We start from the raw sequence: 18,385 nt of genomic DNA, 5'->3' as shown, positions 1-18,385 counted from the left end.
GCTGCGACGAGTCGCGGCGGTTCGTTTCACCTTGCGTCGGATGGCGCGCTCTTATCGATGTCCCGTGGCTGCGTTCTCTTTCAACAAACTGGTTATCTTCGGCGTCGGCCTGATCGGCGGATCGCTTGCGCGCGCGTTGCGTGAACGCGCGGGGCTCGCGGGGCGCATCGTCGGCGTGGGGCGTTCGGCGGCATCGGTCGAACGCGCGCTCGAACTCGGTGTGATCGACGAAGCCGCCGCGCTTCACGACGACTCCGCGCTCGCGCGCGCGCTGCAAGGCGCGGACGTGGTGCTGCTCGCCGCGCCCGTCGCGCAGACCGAGTCGCTGCTCGTGCGCATCGCGCCGTTTCTCGACGCGCCGACTATCGTCACCGATGCCGGCAGCACGAAGACGGACGTCGTCGCTTCGGCGCGGCGCGCGCTGGGCGAACGCATCGCGCAGTTCGTGCCGGGGCATCCGATTGCCGGCCGCGAGTCGAGCGGCGTGGATGCCGCGTTGCCGGATCTGTACGTCGATCGCAACGTCGTGCTGTGTCCGTTGCCCGACAACGCGGCGGACGACGTGGAGCGCATCGCGTCGATGTGGCGAGCAACCGGCGCGTGCGTGCGTGAGATGAGCGAGGCGCAGCACGATCGCGTGTTCGCGTCGGTGAGTCATCTGCCGCATGTGTTGTCGTTCGCGCTCGTCGATCAGATTCTGGATACGCCCGACGCCGATCTGAAATTCTCGTTCGCGGCGGGCGGTTTCCGCGATTTCACGCGCATCGCGGCTTCGAGTCCGGAAATGTGGCGCGATATCTGTCTCGCGAACCGCGCCGCGCTGCTCGCCGAACTCGACGATTACACGGCCGTGCTCGCGCGTTTTCGCGCGGCGATCGACGCATCGGATGGCGCGGCGCTCGAAGCGGCGTTCGCGCGCTCGCGCGTCGCGCGAAAAGAGTGGCAGGAACGCGGCGGCATCAAGCCGTCCAACGACATCGCCGCGAAATAAGCTGTGACCCAAGGAAACACTATGGAACATCTCGATCTCGGACCTTTCGCTCGCGCGTCCGGCACCGTGCGCCTGCCCGGCTCGAAGAGCATTTCGAACCGCGTGCTGCTGCTCGCGGCGCTCGCGAGCGGCGAAACGTCCATCACGAATCTGCTCGATTCCGACGACACGCGCGTCATGCTCGCCGCGCTCAAGACGCTCGGCGTCGCGGTGCGTGAAGATGGCGAGCGCGTGATCGTCGGCGGGACGGGCGGCGCGTTTCCGTCGAAGTCGGCGGAGCTGTTTCTCGGCAACGCGGGCACGGCGGTGCGGCCGCTGACGGCGGCGCTGGCGGTGAACGGCGGCGAATATCGCGTGCACGGCGTGCCGCGCATGCACGAGCGGCCGATCGGCGATCTCGTCGACGGGCTGCGTCAGATCGGCGCCGCGATCGATTACGAACTGAACGACGGCTTTCCACCGCTGAAGATTCACGCCGCGAAGATCGCGATCGACAAGCCGATCCGCGTGCGCGGCGATGTGTCGAGCCAGTTCCTGACCGCGCTCCTGATGAGCCTGCCGGTGGTCGTCGGCCGCGACGGCCCGGTTGCGATCGAGATCGAGGGCGAACTCATCTCGAAGCCGTACATCGAAATCACGATCCGTTTGATGGAGCGCTTCGGCGTGACCGTCGAGCGCGAAGGCTGGTCGCGCTTCACGATTCCGGCCGGCGCGGGCTACAAGTCGCCGGGCGCGATCATGGTGGAAGGCGACGCGTCGTCCGCGTCGTATTTCCTGGCCGCGGGCGCAATCGGCCACGGGCCGGTGCGCGTGGAAGGCGTCGGGCGCTCGAGCATTCAGGGCGACGTCGGTTTCGCGGACGCGCTCAATCGCATGGGCGCGAATGTGATGATGGGCGAAGACTGGATCGAGGTGCGCGGCGTCGAGTCGGACGACGGCAAACTCGTGCCCATCGACATGGACTTCAATCTGATTCCGGACGCCGCGATGACCATCGCCGTGGCCGCGCTCTTCGCGAGCGGCCCGACGACGTTGCGCAATATCGCGAGCTGGCGCGTGAAGGAAACCGACCGCATCGCCGCGATGGCGACCGAGATGCGCAAGGTCGGCGCGACCGTGGAAGAGGGCGCGGACTTTCTCGTCGTCACGCCGCCGGCGAAACTCATGCCGAACGCCGCGATCGACACCTACGACGATCACCGCATCGCGATGTGCTTCTCGCTCGTCAGTCTCGGCGGCGTGCCGGTGCGCATTAACGATCCGAAATGCGTGAATAAAACCTTCCCGGACTACTTCGAGCGTTTTTCGACGCTCGTGAAGGCGTAACCGGAGCGCTGTACCGTGAAACGCGATGACTTCGACTTCAATGACCGCAATAACGGGCCAGACCGGCCAGACTCGATGAAACCGACCCGTCCATTCGACCCCACTCCAGTGATCACCATCGACGGGCCGACGGCTTCGGGCAAGGGCACGGTCGCGGCGATCGTCGCGGCGACGCTCGGCTTTCACCTGCTCGACAGCGGCGCGCTCTACCGGCTCGCCGCGCTCGCAAGCATCCGCTACGAGGTGGCCAGAGAGGACGCCGGCGGACTTGCAAAACTGATCGAAGCGCTCCACATTACCTTCCGCGAAGGTTGCGCGCAGCTCGACGGCGTGGACGTTTCGGGGGAAATCCGGCGGGAAGAAGTCGGCAACCGCGCCTCCGCGATCGCCGTCCATCCCGAAGTGCGTCAGGCGCTGGTCGCGCGTCAGCGGGCCTTTCGCAAGCGCCCCGGCCTCGTCGCCGACGGCCGCGACATGGGCACCGTCATCTTCCCCGACGCCACGCTGAAGGTCTTTCTGACCGCGAGCGCCGAGGCACGCGCGGCGCGGCGGCATAAGCAATTGATGCAAAAAGGTTTTTCTGCTAATATGGATGACTTGCTGCGTGATTTGCGCGCACGCGACGACCGGGACATGAACCGGAGCGCCGCGCCGCTAAAGCCCGCGGCGGATGCGAAGACGCTGGACACCTCCGGTTTGTCGATCGATCAAGCGGTCGAACAGATCATCGGCTGGTACAGCAAGATTCGCGTGTAACGCGTTTGTGTAGTGAAAAGCAAGGTGCTCCGTCGAAAACAGAGCGTGTGTTAAACCTTTAACCCCGTACGGCGTTGCGTCTCACCGGTCCATTGGGGACCACCGCGCAAAGGCTGTGCAAATACAGATTTTTATGTCCGACCTGCAAACCTCCACCCCGAATACCGAATCCTTTGCGGCTCTGTTCGAAGAGTCGCTGACCAAGCAGGACATGCGCGCCGGCGAAGTGATCTCCGCTGAAGTCGTGCGTGTCGACCACAACTTCGTGGTCGTGAACGCTGGTCTCAAGTCCGAAGCCTATATTCCGCTCGAAGAATTCCTGAACGACGCGGGTGAAGTGGAAGTGCAGGCGGGCGACTTCGTTTCCGTCGCGATCGACGCGCTGGAAAACGGCTATGGCGACACCATCCTGTCGCGCGACAAGGCGAAGCGTCTCGCTTCGTGGCTGTCGCTGGAAAAGGCGCTGGACAACAACGAACTCGTGACCGGCACGATCACCGGCAAGGTCAAGGGCGGCATGACCGTGATGGTCAATGGCATCCGCGCGTTCCTGCCGGGTTCGCTCGTCGACACGCGTCCGGTCAAGGACACGACGCCGTACGAAGGCAAGACGCTCGAATTTCGCGTCATCAAGCTCGATCGCAAGCGTAACAACGTGGTGCTGTCGCGCCGCGCCGTTATCGAAGCGACGCAAGGCGAAGAGCGCGCGAAGCTGCTCGAGACGCTGAAGGAAGGCGCGATCGTGGAAGGCGTGGTCAAGAACATCACCGACTACGGCGCGTTCGTCGACCTCGGCGGCATCGACGGCCTGCTGCACATCACCGACATCGCATGGCGTCGCGTGCGTCACCCGTCGGAAGTGCTGTCGGTCGGCCAGGAAGTCACCGCCAAGATCCTCAAGTTCGACCAAGAGAAGAACCGCGTTTCGCTCGGCATCAAGCAACTCGGTGACGATCCGTGGGAAGGCATCTCGCGCCGTTACCCGTCGGGCACGCGCCTGTTCGGCAAAGTCACGAACATCACCGACTACGGCGCATTCGTCGAAGTGGAATCGGGCATCGAAGGCCTCGTCCACGTGTCGGAAATGGACTGGACCAACAAGAACGTTGCGCCGTCGAAGGTCGTTCAACTGGGCGACGAAGTCGAAGTTATGGTTCTCGAAATCGACGAAGACCGCCGCCGTATCTCGCTTGGCATGAAGCAGTGCAAGCCGAATCCGTGGGATGACTTCAGCCGCAACTTCAAGAAGGGCGACAAGATCAGCGGCGCCATCAAGTCGATCACCGACTTCGGCGTGTTCATCGGTCTGCCCGGCGGCATCGACGGTCTGGTTCACCTGTCGGATCTGTCGTGGTCGGAAACCGGCGAAGAAGCCGTCCGCAAGTACAAGAAGGGCGACGAAGTCGAAGCCGTGGTTCTGGGCATCGACGTCGAGAAGGAACGCATTTCGCTCGGCATCAAGCAGCTGGAAGGCGATCCGTTCAGCAACTTCGTCGCGATCAACGACAAGGGCGCAATCGTCGACGGCGTCGTGAAATCGGTCGATCCGAAGGGTGCGGTCGTCACGCTGTCCGGCGAAGTCGAAGGCTACCTGCGTGCTTCGGAAATCGCGCAAGACCGCGTGGAAGATGCGCGCAACGTGCTGAAGGAAGGCGACAAGGTCAACGCGATGATCATCAACATCGATCGCAAGTCGCGTGGCATCAACCTGTCGATCAAGGCGAAGGATTCGGCCGAACAGCAGGAAGCCATGCGCAGCCTGCAGGGCGACTCGAACGCCGCCGCAACCGGCACGACCAACCTCGGCGCGCTGCTCAAGGCCAAGCTCGACGGCCAGAACAGCTAAGCCCTTAACGGCACAGCTGCAGTATGACCAAATCGGAATTGGTCGCCCAGTTGGCGTCGCGATTTCCGCAACTTGTCCTCAAGGATGCGGATTTCGCGGTGAAGACGATGCTCGATGCGATGTCGGAGGCTTTGGCCAACGGTCACCGCATCGAGATTCGCGGCTTCGGCAGCTTCGGGCTCAATCGTCGTCCGTCACGTGTCGGGCGCAATCCTAAATCGGGTGAGAAGGTGCTGGTGCCGGAGAAATTCGTGCCGCACTTCAAGCCGGGCAAGGAATTGCGCGAACGCGTCGACGGCCGTGCGGGCGAGCCTCTGAAGGCGTCGAATGACGACGATGCGGACGATCTCTGATCGGCGCGCATCCTGACCGATGATCCTTCGGGATTTTCGGTTCGCGGCGTCCGGCCACGAGGCAATCGACCAGGAAAGCACCCTTCGGGGTGCTTTTTTTATGCGCGGCGTTTCGTTATGGACGATGTCACGCCACGGGTGCACTGCTTGCTAAAAGTTCGTGCGGCGAGCCGGCGACCGCCGGGACCCGGACGCATCAATTACAATACCGGTCACTTTGACCTGGGTGTTCAACCGCGCAGGCCCGGCCGCACAGGCGGGGTCGGCGGGTGCAACCGCTCTTGCGAGACCCTACATGAAAATCATCGTCCGGCTGATCCGCGTTCTGGTATTCGTGTTGTTGCTGGTGCTGGCGCTCGCCAACACCCAGTCCGCGACGCTGAATTTCCTCGCAGGCTACGCCTGGACGGCGCCGCTGATTCTGATCGGCCTCGCGTTTTTCGTCGTGGGATTGCTGGCGGGGCTCGTATCCGCTGTTCCGGCGATGGTGCGTCTGCGCATGGAAAACGGGCGCCTGAAGCGCGAACTGCGCGTCGCGCGCGAGACGCCGGTGGTGAAGGAAGAGCCGCCGATGCCGCCGCTCATCTGACGCGGCATGAAAGCAGACGCCTAACATTCAACGACTAATCGCATGGATCTAGACTTCTGGTGGCTGCTCGTCATTCCCGTCGCGTTCGCGCTAGGGTGGATGGCGTCCCGCTATGATTTGAAAACGCTGTTGTCCGAGAATGCGAACTTGCCGCGCTCGTACTTTCGCGGCCTCAATTTTCTGCTCAACGAACAGCACGACAAGGCGATCGACGCATTCATCGAAGTCGCCAAGCTCGATCCTGAAACGATCGAACTGCACTTCGCGCTCGGCAATCTGTTCCGCCGTCGCGGCGAAACGGACCGGGCGATTCGCGTACACCAGAACCTTTTGAGCCGCGCCGATTTGCCGGCCGCCGAACGCGATCACGCTCTGTATGAACTCGGGCAGGACTTTCTGAAGGCAGGCCTGCTCGATCGCGCGGAGGAAACGTTCAAGTCGCTGAATTCGGGCGAATATTCCCTCGGCGCACAGCGCGCGCTTTTGACCATCTACGAAATCGAAAAGGACTGGCCAAAGTCGATCACGACGGCCGAGCAGATCGAGAAGATGGGCGCGCCGTCGCTGCATATGGAGATCGCGCATTTCCATTGCGAACTCGCGCAGGAAGCATTGCAGCGCAAGAATCCCGAGGGCGCGCGCGCTGAACTGAAGCTCGCGCTGGCATCGAACCCGGACAACGTGCGCGCAACGATCCTCTCGGGCGATGTCGAAGCGGCCGCGGGCAACGTCGAAGCCGCGATCTCGAACTGGAAGCGCGTCGAGGAACAGAACGAAGCGTATCTGCCGCTCGTTGCCGAAAAGCTGATGAAGGCGTACAGCGCGCTTGGGCGCAGGGAAGAAGGCGTCGACTTGCTGATCGACTACACGACGCGCTATCCGTCGAACGATTTGCTGGATGTCGCCTACAAGCACGTGCAGGAGTTGCGCGGCCTGGACGCGGCGCACGCGCTCGCGCGCAAGCAGATGCAGAGCGCGCCGAATCTCGCGGGCATGACGCGCCTGCTCGAAGCGCAGGAAGCGACGGCCGACGAGCCACGTCGCGGCGAGCTCGAGTTGATGCGTAATTTGGTGAAACAGCGCACCAAGAATTTGCCGCGTTATACATGTCAGACTTGCGGCTTCCGCGCGCGACTATTCTATTGGCAATGCCCCGGCTGCAGCGGCTGGGAGACGTACGCGCCGCGCCGCGTCGAGCCGATCACGAACTCGGCCTGAACGCGCGCTGCAAGCACGACATCATGCGGCGCGCGAGTGCGCCGCTCCCGCCACCGGCATTTAAAAAACCACCGGAAAGCGTATGAAAGTAACTATCGTCGGCACGGGTTACGTCGGTCTTGTGACCGGCGCGTGTCTTGCCGAGATCGGCAACGACGTGTTTTGCGTGGACGTCGATCCGCGCAAGATCGACATTCTCAACAACGGCGGCGTGCCGATCCACGAGCCGGGGCTTCAGGAAATGCTAAGGCGCACGCGCGCGGCCGGCCGTATCCAGTTTTCCACCGACGTGAAAGCCAGCGTCGAGCACGGCGATATCCAGTTCATCGCGGTGGGCACGCCGCCCGACGAAGACGGCTCCGCCGACCTGCAGTACGTGCTCGCGGCGGCGCGCAACATCGGCAAATATTCGAACGGCTTCAAGGTGATCGTCGATAAATCGACGGTGCCGGTCGGCACGGCGCTGCAGGTGAAGAAGGCGGTCGATGAAGAGCTGAAGACGCGCGGGCTCGAAGGCTCGGACAAGCATCGGTTCTCGGTCGTGTCGAATCCGGAGTTCCTGAAGGAAGGCGCGGCGGTCGACGACTTCATGCGCCCCGATCGCATCGTGATCGGCATCGACGACGACCACGCGGGCAATCTCGCGCGGGAAAAGATGAAGCGCCTCTACGCGCCGTTCAACCGCAATCACGAGCGCACGCTGTACATGGACGTGCGCTCGGCGGAATTCACGAAGTACGCCGCCAACGCGATGCTCGCGACGCGCATCTCGTTCATGAACGATCTGTCGAATCTCGCGGACACCGTCGGCGCCGATATTGAATCGGTGCGGCGCGGCATCGGCTCCGACCCGCGCATCGGCTACCACTTTCTGTACGCGGGCTGCGGTTACGGCGGCTCGTGCTTCCCGAAGGACGTGCAGGCGCTCGTGCAGACGGCGCGCGAAAACGGCCACACGCTGCGCATTCTCGAAGCGGTCGAAGCGGTCAATGACGACCAGAAGGAAGTGCTCGTCAACAAGATCGTGAAGCGCATGGGCGAAGATCTGCGCGGGCGCACGTTCGCCGTCTGGGGCCTCGCGTTCAAGCCCAATACCGACGACATGCGCGAGGCGTCGAGCCGTCGCATCATCGAGGCGCTGCTGCAACGCGGCGCTACCGTGCACGGCTACGATCCCGTCGCGCGCGAGGAAGCCGCGCGCGTGTTCGCGCTCGATCTCGCCGATCGCCCGGAAGATTTGAAGCGTCTGCACTTCGTGACGACGCAACAGGATGCGCTGATGGGAGCGGACGCGCTCGTCATCGTGACCGAATGGAAGGAATTCAAGAGCCCGGATTTCTGGCACTTGAAGAGCGCATTGAAGACACCGGTGATCTTCGATGGCCGCAATCTGTATGAACCGGAAGCGATGGCCGAAATGGGCATCGACTACTTTGCAATAGGACGTCCCCATGCCGAACTCGACCGCAGCGACAGCAGCAACTGATCTCGATATCCCCGTCGTGCCGCGCGCGCGTATTTCAGCGGCGCGCGTGCTCGTGGTCGGCGACGTGATGCTGGACCGGTACTGGTTCGGCGACGTCAACCGCATCTCGCCGGAAGCGCCGGTTCCGGTCGTGCACGTGCAGAAGAAGGAAGACCGGCTCGGCGGCGCGGCGAACGTCGCGCGAAATGCGGCGGCGCTCGGCGCGCAGGCGGGCTTGCTTTGCGTGGTCGGCCATGACGAGCCGGGCGAGCGCATCGTCGAACTGCTCGGTGAGAGCAAGGTCGCGGGGCACCTCGAGCGCGATCCCGAACTGCTCACGACGATCAAGCTGCGCGTGCTGTCGCGCCAGCAACAACTGTTGCGCGTCGATTTCGAGAACACGCCGAATCACGAAGTGCTGCGCGCGTGCCTCGCGCGCTTCGCGCAACTGCTTCCGCAGCACGACGTGATCCTCATGTCGGATTACGCGAAGGGCGGCCTGACGCACGTCACGCAGATGATCGCCGACGCGAAGCACGCGGGCAAGCCGGTGCTCGTCGACCCGAAGGGCGATGACTGGGACCGGTATCGCGGCGCCACGCTCATCACGCCGAACCGCGCGGAACTGCGCGAAGTGATCGGCCAATGGAAATCGGAAGAAGACCTGCTGGAGCGCGTGACGAAGCTGCGCGCCGAGCTCGAACTCTCCGCGCTCCTGCTCACGCGCTCCGAGGAAGGCATGACGCTCTTCACCGAGAACCGGGTGCTGCATACTTCGGCCGAAGCGCGCGAAGTGTATGATGTCTCGGGTGCGGGCGACACCGTCATCGCAACGGTCGCGACCATGCTGGGCGCGGGCGTCCCGCTCGTCGACTCGATCGTCTATGCGAACCGCGCGGCGGGTATCGTCGTGGGCAAGCTCGGCACGGCGACCGTCGACTACAACGAACTCTTCGCCTGACCTTATCTCATACTTCGCCATGACCATCATCGTGACCGGTGCTGCCGGATTTATCGGCAGCAATATCGTCAAGGCGCTGAACGAACGTGGCGAGAACCGCGTGATCGCGGTCGACAATCTCACACGCGCCGACAAATTCAAGAATCTGGTCGATTGCGAGATCGACGATTATCTCGATAAAACCGAGTTTGTCGAGCGCTTCAGGCGCGGCGATTTCGGCCGCGTGCGCGCGGTGTTTCATGAAGGCGCCTGTTCGGACACGATGGAAACCGACGGCCGCTACATGATGGAGAACAACTTCCGCTACAGCCGCGACGTCATGGACGCGTGCCTCGCGCATGGCGCGCAATTCCTGTATGCGTCGTCGGCGGCGACTTACGGCGGGTCGAGCCGCTTCGTCGAGGAGCGCGAAGTCGAGAAGCCGCTCAATGTCTACGGTTACTCGAAGTTTCTCTTCGATCAGATCGTGCGTCAGGTGTTGCCGAAGGCGCACAGTCAGATCGCCGGATTTCGCTACTTCAACGTGTATGGTCCGCGCGAGACGCACAAGGGCCGCATGGCGTCGGTCGCGTTTCACAACTTCAACCAGTTCCGCTCGGAAGGCAAGGTCAAGCTATTCGGCGAATACAACGGCTACGCGGCCGGCGAGCAGACGCGCGACTTCATCTCGGTCGAAGATGTCGTGAAGGTGAACCTGTTCTTCTTCGATCACCCGGAGAAGTCGGGCATCTTCAACCTCGGCACGGGACGCGCGCAGCCGTTCAACGATATCGCGTCGACGGTCGTGAACTCGATGCGCGCGCTCGACGGCGAAGCGTCGCTGTCGCTCGCGGAGCTGGTGCAGCGCGGGCTAATCGAGTACGTGCCGTTCCCGGACGCACTGCGCGGCAAGTACCAATGCTTCACGCAAGCCGACCAGTCGCGCCTGCGCGCGGCAGGTTATGACGCGCCGTTCCTGACGGTTCAGGAAGGCGTCGATCGCTACGTGCGTTGGCTATTCGGCCAGCTATAAACGCGTTTCGAGTCTCTCTACACTGGGTCTCACGGTTGGCGCTGGTGCCGGCCGGTTCTTCACGGAGACTCAGTCATGTTCAAGCAAGCACTCTCGTCGATCGCCGCGTTTGCGCTCATCTTTTCCATCGGTAGCGCGTGGGCGGCCGTCGACGTCAATTCCGCGAACGCCGACGCGTTGCGCGGCATCAAGGGCATCGGTCCGGCGAAGGCGAAAGCCATTCTCGATGAACGTCAGGCACACGGCCCCTTCAAGGACGCCAACGATCTCAGCACGCGCGTGAAGGGCATGGGCGGCAAGACGGTTCAACGTCTCGAAGCGGAGGGGCTGACCGTCGGCGCCGCGTCGAAGACGGCCGCGGCCGCGACATCGGGTAACGTCGCACCGCCCGGTGCGGCGAACTCGGCGGTCGTCACGCCGGTTTCGGCGTCCACATCGGCCAAACCGGTCGTCGTGAAGAAATAGCGGAAGACGCGAAGGCGCGCCCTGGTACACGGCGCGCCACCGGTCTCCTTCAGCCTCCCGTTGTTTTGGGCTCCCCGCGGACGGCCTCCCCGCGGGGTTTTTTGCATGCGCGAACGCCGGGGCACGCGCAGACTTCGCGCGGCAATCCATCCGCGCATCAGGGGTGCGCCGGCGTCGGCAGAACCGGTGGGCTACAATCGACGAATCCCTATATCAAATTCCCCGCGGCAGACGAGTCGTGCGTGGGGATGGACCGCTTCCGCATATGGCTTATATGACTATCGAAGACACGATCGGCAACACGCCGCTCGTGCAACTCGTCCGCCTCGTGGACGACGACATCCGCAGCCGTAACAACGTCGTGCTGGGTAAGCTCGAGGGCAACAATCCGGCGGGGTCGGTGAAGGATCGCCCGGCTTTGTCGATGATCAGGAAAGCTGAAGAGCGTGGCCGCATCAAGCCGGGCGACACGCTGATCGAAGCGACGAGCGGCAATACGGGCATCGCGCTCGCGATGGCCGCCGCGATGCGCGGCTACAAGATGGTCCTGCTCATGCCTGAAGATTTGTCGATCGAGCGCCGTCAGAGCATGGCCGCGTACGGCGCGGAAATCGTGCTCACGCCGGTGACGGGCGGCATGGAATACGCGCGCGATCTCGCCGATCAGATGCAGCGCGACGGCAAGGGCATCATCCTCGATCAGTTCGCGAATCCCGACAACCCGCTCGCGCATTACGAAGGGACCGGCCCCGAACTGTGGCGTCAGACCGAAGGCCGCCTCACGCACTTCGTTTCGTCGATGGGCACGACCGGCACGATTATGGGCGTGTCGAAGTATTTGAAGGAACAGAATCAGAAGATCGAGATCATCGGCGCGCAGCCGGAAGACGGCTCGCGCATTCCGGGCATTCGCAAGTGGCCGGAAGCGTATCTGCCGAAGATCTTCGATCGCAGCCGTGTCGATCGCGTGGAGAACGTGAGTCAGGCGGCGTCGGAAACAATGGCGCGACGCCTCGCATCGGTCGAAGGCATCTTCGCGGGCATCTCGTCAGGCGGCGCGTGCGAAGTCGCGCTGCGCATCGCGCGTCAGGTGGAGAACGCGACGATCGTGTTCATCGTGTGTGATCGTGGGGATCGTTATCTGTCGACGGGCGTGTTTCCGGCTTGATGCGGTGAATGAAAAAAACCTCGGCAAGCCGGGGTTTTTTACGCGCGAGGCTGACTGAAAGTCACTGCGAGTTCGTGCCTGTGTCGCCCGCCATCATGCGCGCCTTCACCGCCTCGCCGAGCTGATACACCGCGAGCGCATAGAAGAAGCTGCGGTTGTAGCGCGTGAGCACGTAGAAGTTCTTTAGCCCGAGCGTGTATTCGGTCGCGCGGCCGGGCGTCGGAAGATCGACCACGGTGAGAGGCGTCGGCGCCTGAGCGTCGATGTTCAATCCCGGCTCGTTGAGCAGCATGCCGGCTTTCGTCAGCTGCGCGAGCGACCACTTCGGCTCGGGCGAACCATCGGCGGCGGCCTGCGCAATGCCCTGACTGCCGACATCGCCGGCGATACGCCACACGACCGGTCGCCCCGGCTCCCAGCCGTTCTGCTTCAGATAGTTCGCCACGCTGCCGATGGCGTCCGCCGGACTCGTGCGCAGATCGATGCGGCTGTTGCCGTCATAATCGACCGCGTATTGCACGATGCTGCTCGGCAGGAACTGCGGAATGCCGATCGCGCCGGTGTACGAACCGAGCACGGTCGTCGGATCGATCTGCGAATCGCGCGTCCACACGAGAAGGTCTTCCAGATTCTTGCGGAACGTCGCCATGCGCTCGGTGCGGTTCGGCGTGTTCGGATAGTCGAAGGTGAGCGTGGTCAGCGCGTCGAGCGCGCGGAAGTTGCCCATGTACTTCCCGTAGATCGTCTCGACGCCGATGATCCCGACGATCACCTCAGGCGGCACACCGAATTGCTCCGCGGCCCGCTGCAACGTCGCCTGATTCGCGCGCCAGAATTTCACGCCCGCGTTGATGCGAATTGGCTCGATGAAACGCGCCTGATACGCGCGCCAGTTCTTGGCTTGCGGCGTGGGGGACGGCAGGACCAGCTTCGCCGCCGTCGCCGAATAACTCACGCGGGCGAACAGATCGTGCAGCGCCGACGAATCGAAGTCGTAGCGCGCGACCATGTCGTTGATGAACGCATCGACATTCGGATTGTTCGCGTAGCGTTGCGGCACGATCTCTTCTTCGAACACCTGCCCTTGCGGCGTCGCGGCCTGCGGTTGCTGCGACTGCGCAAAGGCACTGTTGGAGAGAAAGCCGAGCGCGCAGACGAGGGAAGCAACGAGTGCGCGCTTTGCCGGCTTGAACTGAGCCGTGAAGTCGAACGGAGCAAACTGGAAAGTCATAGTGTGCGTGGTTGGGGGGCGGTAGGGGCGACGACTGATGCGCGAGCGGCCAGAACGCGTGTGAAGTCGAACCGATCGAAACCGATCTGCAACGATTCTCAACTGAACGCAACGGCCTGCAACCTGCCGCGCGCAACCGCTCGGCCGGCAAGGCGTCGGGGCAGTATAACCGACGCTTCGCGCCCGGACTGCCCGCGTGCCCGGGCGAAGGCGGACGCGCCGAACGGTGTGGTAACTTAACGTCAATTGCGCGACACGTGGTCGCGTATGACGAAAAAACACGAGACGAGAGCCGACGAAAGCGGCACTGCGAGACATCATGGCCACCGGCTTCTACTCCCACCCCGATTGCCTCCGGCACGACAACGGCCAATGGCACCCCGAATGTCCGGCGCGTTTGCAGGCGATCGAAGATCAACTGATCGCGAGCCGGATCGATTCGCTCATCGAACGCGAGGAAGCGCCGCTCGCCGAGGAAGCCGAACTCGCGCGCGTGCACACGCAGGCGCACATCGATTACATCAAGAGCCGCACGCCCGAGTCGGGCAGAAGCGAACTCGATCCGGATACGTCCATGTGCCCCGAGTCCTACCGCGCCGCATTGCGCGCGGCGGGCGCGGCGATCGCGGCCACCGATGCGGTGATGGAAGGGCGATACGACAACGCATTCTGCAGCGTGCGCCCGCCGGGCCATCACGCGGAGCCCGCGCGCGCGATGGGCTTCTGCCTTTTCAACAACGTGGCGATCGCCGCGCGTCATGCGCTGGAAGTGCACGGACTGCAGCGAGTCGCGATCGTCGACTTCGACGTGCATCACGGCAACGGCACGGAGGCCGCGTTCAGCGGCGACTCGCGGGTGCTGATGTGCAGCTTCTTTCAGCATCCGTTCTATCCGTTCAGCGGCGCCGATAATCACGCGCAAAACATGGTCAACGTGCCGCTGCCCGCGCGCACGAAGGGCATGCAGGTGCGCGAAGTCGTCGACATGTTGTGGCTGCCGCGGCTCGACGAGTTCAAGCCGCAGATGATCTTCGTCTCGGCGGGCTTCGACGCGCATCGCGAAGACGACATGGCCAATATGGGTCTTGTCGAGGACGATTACGCGTGGATCACCGAGCAGATTCGCGCTGTGGCGAAGCGGCATGCTCAAGGGCGGATTGTGAGTTGTCTTGAGGGTGGGTATAACCTTTCGGCGCTTGGGCGTAGTGTGGTTGCGCATTTGCGCGTTCTAGCTGAGCTCTAGAGTGTGTTGGGTGGCTTGGTGTCGCTGGACCCGGCGGCGAGACCACCCGTCAAATATCCCACGGTAATTAGCCGATCCGAATTCATTATTAAACAGAATGTAACGCCTCCGGTAAAATCGCGGGCGACGTTACTACACAGCTACGACTACGAACAAACGGCGGCCGGCGGCGCGGGTGCGTTTCACCCGCGCGAGCCTTCCGCCGTTTGCATTTTTCATGATCGAAATACGCAATCTCTCGCAGCGCTTCGCCGGGCCCCGCGGCTGGGTCGAAGCGCTACACAACGTCAATCTGACGATCCCCGCCGGCGAAGTGTTCGGCATCATCGGGCGCAGCGGCGCGGGCAAAAGCACGCTGGTGCGCACCATTAATCTGCTCACGCGGCCGAGCGAAGGCAACGTGATTGTCGACGGACGCGATCTCACGACGCTACGCAAGGACGATCTGCGCGCGGCGCGCCGCGACATCGGCATGATCTTTCAGCATTTCAATCTGCTGAGTTCGCGCACGGTGTACGACAACGTCGCGCTGCCGCTCGAACTCGCCGGCAAGAAGCGCGCGGAGATCGAGGCGGCCGTTCTGCCGTTGCTCGATCTCGTCGGTCTCACGACGCACAAGGACAAGTATCCCGCGCAGATCAGCGGCGGGCAGAAGCAGCGCGTGGGCATCGCGCGGGCGCTCGCGAGCAAGCCGCAAGTGCTGCTTTCCGACGAAGCCACGTCCGCGCTCGATCCGGAAACCACGCGGGCGATTCTCGATCTGCTGCGCAAGATCAATCGCGAACTCGGCCTCACGATCGTGCTCATCACGCATCAGATGGAAGTGATCAAGCAGGTGTGCGATCGCGTGGCGGTGCTCGACGCGGGCCGCGTGGTCGAAGAGGGCAAGGTCGTCGATGTCTTCATGCAGCCGCATCACGAAGTCACGCGCGCGCTGATCGGCGATGTGATCGCGCACGAGTTGCCGCCCGCGTTGAAGGCGCGCGTCATCGAGCGTCTTAAGACGGGCAGCGGCCATTTGCTGCGGCTCGCGTTCACGGGATCGGGCGTCGATCAGCCGATTCTCTCGGAGACGATCCGCCGCTACGAGCTCGATTTCAACATCCTGCACGGCCAGATCGATGAGATTCAGGGGCAGGCGTTCGGCTCGCTCGCGGTGCTCGCGGGCGGCCAGCCGGTGAAAATCGCGGAGGCGATCGAGTATTTGCGTTCTCAAGGTGTCGTCGTGGAGGAGTTGTCCCATGTTGAGTGAAATGTTCGACATGTTCGTGCAGTCGTTCTGGGAAACGCTGATCATGGTCGGCATCTCGGGACTCGTGGGCGCGGCCGTCGGCCTGCCGCTCGGCGTGTTGCTCTATCTGACCGATCGCGACGGCGTGCTGCAGAACATCGGCGTGAATCGCGTGCTCGGCGGCGTAGTCAATGCGGTGCGCTCGACGCCGTTCATCATCCTGCTCGTCGCGGTGATTCCGTTCACGCGCCTCGTCGTCGGCTCGTCGATCGGCACCGCGGCCGCCGTCGTGCCGTTGACCATCGCCGCTGCGCCGTTCATCGCACGGCTCGTCGAAACGGCGCTGCGCGAAGTGGATCGCGGTCTCATCGAAGCCGCGCAGGCGATGGGCGCGACCACCCGCCAGATCGTCTTCAAGGTGCTGTTGCCGGAATCGCTGCCGGGCGTCGTCGCGGGGCTCACGATCACGTTCGTGTCGCTCGTCGGCTATTCGGCGATGGCGGGCGCGATCGGCGGCGGCGGTCTCGGCGATCTCGGCATCCGCTATGGCTATCAGCGCTTCCTGCCCGAAGTGATGATTATGGTGGTCATCATCCTGATCGTGTTCGTGCAACTCGTGCAATCGTTCGGCGACTGGCTCGTTCGCCGTCTCAGCCACAAATAACCACTCAAGAAAACCATGCAACGTCGATTCATTTTGAAGTTCGCCGCCGCGGTGCTGAGCGCAACGCTTTTCAACGGAGTCGCGCACGCCGAAGACGCGATCAAGCTGGGCGTGACCGGCGGCCCGCACGCGCAGATCATGGACGTGGTGAAGCAGGTCGCCTCGAAGAACGGCCTGAAGATCACGGTCGTCGAGTTCTCCGACTACGTGCAGCCGAACGCCGCGCTCGCCGCCGGCGATCTCGATGCGAACAGCTATCAGCATCTGCCGTATCTCGACGCGCAAGTGAAAGACCGCGGCTACAAGCTTGTCCGGGTCGCCGATACCGTCACGTTTCCGATGGGCATCTATTCGAAGAAGCTGAAGTCGCTGTCGGCGCTCGGCAATGGCGCGCGCATCGCGGTGCCGAACGATCCGACCAATGGCGGCCGCGCATTGCTGCTGCTGCAGAAGCAAGGTCTGATCAAGCTGCGCGCGGATGCGGGCCTGAAGGCGACGCCGCTCGATATCGTCGAGAACCCGAAGAAGCTGAAGATCGTCGAACTCGACGCGGCGCAGATTCCGCGCTCGCTCGACGACGTCGACGCCGCCGCCATCAACACGAATTTCGCGATGGAAGCCGGCCTCAAGCCGAAGGCCGACGCGATCGCCATCGAAGATCCGCACGGTCCGTACGTGAACATCATCGCGGTCCGCGCGGCCGACAAGGATAAGCCGTGGGTCGCGAAACTGGTCGCTGCTTATCATTCGCCGGAGGTGAAGCAGTTCATCGAAGGCAAGTACGCGGGCGCGGTGATTACGGCCTGGTGATCGATTTTTCGGCGACGTTCGGGTTTTTGTGGATACAAATAGAACGATCGTTCGATAAAATTAAGCCCATACCTATTGCATGGCGACTCAACCCACCGATTCCGGGGAGCTAGCGGACGCGTCGCTCGTATAATGTCGCTGGGTTGACGTAATCGTAACTTTGGAGCGTGTGCATGAAAATTCTGGTGCCAGTCAAGCGCGTGGTCGACTACAACGTGAAGGTCCGGGTGAAGTCGGATAACACGGGCGTCGATATTGCCAACGTGAAAATGTCGATGAACCCGTTCGACGAGATCGCCGTTGAAGAAGCGGTGCGTCTGAAGGAAGCGGGCGTTGCGACGGAAGTGATCGCCGTGTCGTGCGGCGTGACGCAGTGTCAGGAGACGTTGCGCACGGCGCTGGCCATCGGGGCTGATCGGGCGATTCTCGTCGAATCCGCTGATGAGCTGCAGCCGCTGGCGGTGGCGAAGATTCTCAAGGCGCTCGTCGATCAGGAGAAGCCCGAGCTCGTCATTCTCGGCAAGCAGGCCATCGACGACGATTCGAATCAGACCGGTCAGATGCTGGCCGCACTGGCAGGTCTGCCGCAGGCGACGTTCGCATCGAAAGTCGTGATCGCGGATGGCAAGGCCACCGTGTCGCGCGAAGTCGATGGCGGCGCGGAAACCCTGTCGCTCAAGCTTCCCGCGGTGGTCACGACCGACTTGCGCCTGAACGAACCGCGCTACGTCACGCTGCCGAACATCATGAAGGCGAAGAAGAAGCCGTTGACGACGGTGAAGCCAGCCGATCTGGGCGTCGATGTCGCACCGCGCCTGAAGACGCTGAAGGTCGTCGAGCCGCCGAAGCGCAGCGCGGGCATCACGGTGCCCGACGTAAAGACGCTGGTCGAAAAGCTCAAGACCGAAGCCAAGGTGCTTTGATCGACACATACGCGGAGAAAACATGACGATTCTGGTAATTGCGGAACACGATAACGCGTCGATCAAGGCCGCGACGCTGAACACGGTTGCAGCGGCGGCTGAAGTTGGCAAATTCGCCGGCGGCGATGTGCAT

Annotated in this window: 18 protein-coding genes and 1 pseudogene; 18 read left to right on the top strand and 1 reads right to left on the bottom strand. The window is 62.9% G+C overall.

The features are described from left to right. Nucleotides 1-40 precede the first annotated feature (40 nt). From NCS28_RS10080 to cysM, 12 genes are all read left to right on the top strand, one after another. Entirely contained in the window at nt 41-991 is a 951-nt protein-coding gene (locus NCS28_RS10080; protein WP_502801175.1) for a prephenate dehydrogenase, read from the top strand. Between the two features lie 21 nt (nt 992-1,012). Next, nucleotides 1,013-2,317, top strand: coding sequence for a 3-phosphoshikimate 1-carboxyvinyltransferase (aroA, locus tag NCS28_RS10075; protein ID WP_250513693.1), 1,305 nt, complete (start codon nt 1,013-1,015; stop codon nt 2,315-2,317). 75 nt (nt 2,318-2,392) lie between these two features. After that, nucleotides 2,393-3,073, top strand: a complete 681-nt coding sequence (cmk, locus tag NCS28_RS10070) for a (d)CMP kinase (protein WP_250513902.1) — start codon at nt 2,393-2,395, stop codon at nt 3,071-3,073. Nucleotides 3,074-3,188: 115 nt separating this feature from the next. After that, a complete protein-coding gene (gene rpsA, locus NCS28_RS10065) occupies nt 3,189-4,919 on the top strand; it encodes a 30S ribosomal protein S1 (RefSeq protein WP_181291061.1) in 1,731 nt (576 codons plus the stop codon). A gap of 23 nt (nt 4,920-4,942) precedes the next feature. After that, nucleotides 4,943-5,272 carry an integration host factor subunit beta gene (locus tag NCS28_RS10060; protein WP_008342376.1) on the top strand — a complete coding sequence of 110 codons (330 nt, stop codon included), beginning with the start codon at nt 4,943-4,945 and terminating at the stop codon, nt 5,270-5,272. Between the two features lie 295 nt (nt 5,273-5,567). Further along, on the top strand, nt 5,568-5,861 hold the full coding sequence (locus tag NCS28_RS10055; RefSeq protein WP_250513692.1) for a LapA family protein: 294 nt from the start codon (nt 5,568-5,570) through the stop codon (nt 5,859-5,861). Nucleotides 5,862-5,903: 42 nt separating this feature from the next. After that, nucleotides 5,904-7,079 carry a lipopolysaccharide assembly protein LapB gene (gene lapB, locus NCS28_RS10050; protein ID WP_250513691.1) on the top strand — a complete coding sequence of 392 codons (1,176 nt, stop codon included), beginning with the start codon at nt 5,904-5,906 and terminating at the stop codon, nt 7,077-7,079. 82 nt (nt 7,080-7,161) lie between these two features. Then, nucleotides 7,162-8,565, top strand: coding sequence for a UDP-glucose dehydrogenase family protein (locus tag NCS28_RS10045; protein ID WP_250513690.1), 1,404 nt, complete (start codon nt 7,162-7,164; stop codon nt 8,563-8,565). Continuing rightward, nucleotides 8,531-9,505 (top strand): D-glycero-beta-D-manno-heptose-7-phosphate kinase, encoded by a 975-nt coding sequence (gene rfaE1, locus NCS28_RS10040; protein WP_250513689.1) that lies wholly within the window; start codon nt 8,531-8,533, stop codon nt 9,503-9,505. The genes NCS28_RS10045 and rfaE1 overlap by 35 nt, the downstream gene beginning before the upstream one ends. Before the next feature lie 19 nt (nt 9,506-9,524). Then, nucleotides 9,525-10,517 carry an ADP-glyceromanno-heptose 6-epimerase gene (gene rfaD / locus NCS28_RS10035; protein WP_250513688.1) on the top strand — a complete coding sequence of 331 codons (993 nt, stop codon included), beginning with the start codon at nt 9,525-9,527 and terminating at the stop codon, nt 10,515-10,517. A gap of 75 nt (nt 10,518-10,592) precedes the next feature. Further along, nucleotides 10,593-10,982, top strand: coding sequence for a ComEA family DNA-binding protein (locus NCS28_RS10030; RefSeq protein WP_250513687.1), 390 nt, complete (start codon nt 10,593-10,595; stop codon nt 10,980-10,982). Between the two features lie 265 nt (nt 10,983-11,247). Beyond that, nucleotides 11,248-12,150 (top strand): cysteine synthase CysM, encoded by a 903-nt coding sequence (gene cysM, locus NCS28_RS10025; protein WP_250513686.1) that lies wholly within the window; start codon nt 11,248-11,250, stop codon nt 12,148-12,150. Nucleotides 12,151-12,211: 61 nt separating this feature from the next. Here the strand turns inward: cysM and mltB are convergent, their stop codons facing one another. Beyond that, the gene (mltB, locus tag NCS28_RS10020; protein WP_250513685.1) at nt 12,212-13,381 is read right to left on the bottom strand and encodes a lytic murein transglycosylase B; all 1,170 of its coding nucleotides are present in this window, start codon (nt 13,379-13,381) and stop codon (nt 12,212-12,214) included. A 319-nt stretch (nt 13,382-13,700) separates the two neighbouring features. On the opposite strand from mltB, the gene NCS28_RS10015 reads away from it, so the two are divergent. The 6 genes and pseudogenes from NCS28_RS10015 to NCS28_RS09990 form a co-directional block, all read left to right on the top strand. Continuing rightward, on the top strand, nt 13,701-14,624 hold the full coding sequence (locus NCS28_RS10015) for a histone deacetylase family protein (protein ID WP_250513684.1): 924 nt from the start codon (nt 13,701-13,703) through the stop codon (nt 14,622-14,624). 217 nt (nt 14,625-14,841) lie between these two features. After that, on the top strand, nt 14,842-15,876 hold the full coding sequence (locus NCS28_RS10010) for a methionine ABC transporter ATP-binding protein (protein ID WP_250513683.1): 1,035 nt from the start codon (nt 14,842-14,844) through the stop codon (nt 15,874-15,876). Beyond that, complete coding sequence (locus NCS28_RS10005; RefSeq protein WP_250513682.1) at nt 15,866-16,519, top strand: methionine ABC transporter permease; 654 nt, start codon at nt 15,866-15,868, stop codon at nt 16,517-16,519. Before NCS28_RS10010 ends, NCS28_RS10005 begins: the two co-directional genes overlap by 11 nt. A 15-nt stretch (nt 16,520-16,534) precedes the next feature. Beyond that, nucleotides 16,535-17,329: a MetQ/NlpA family ABC transporter substrate-binding protein gene (locus NCS28_RS10000; RefSeq protein WP_250513681.1), complete on the top strand. Its 795-nt coding sequence runs from the start codon at nt 16,535-16,537 to the stop codon at nt 17,327-17,329. Between the two features lie 173 nt (nt 17,330-17,502). Continuing rightward, the gene (locus NCS28_RS09995) at nt 17,503-18,252 is read left to right on the top strand and encodes an electron transfer flavoprotein subunit beta/FixA family protein (protein ID WP_250513680.1); all 750 of its coding nucleotides are present in this window, start codon (nt 17,503-17,505) and stop codon (nt 18,250-18,252) included. Between the two features lie 22 nt (nt 18,253-18,274). After that, nucleotides 18,275-18,385: pseudogene (locus NCS28_RS09990) on the top strand (electron transfer flavoprotein subunit alpha/FixB family protein); the annotation flags it as partial.

Origin of the sequence: Caballeronia sp. INDeC2, from assembly GCF_023631325.1 — a bacterium.
Taxonomy (GTDB): Bacteria; Pseudomonadota; Gammaproteobacteria; order Burkholderiales; family Burkholderiaceae; genus Caballeronia.
This window is presented reverse-complemented; position numbering and strand designations above follow the sequence as displayed.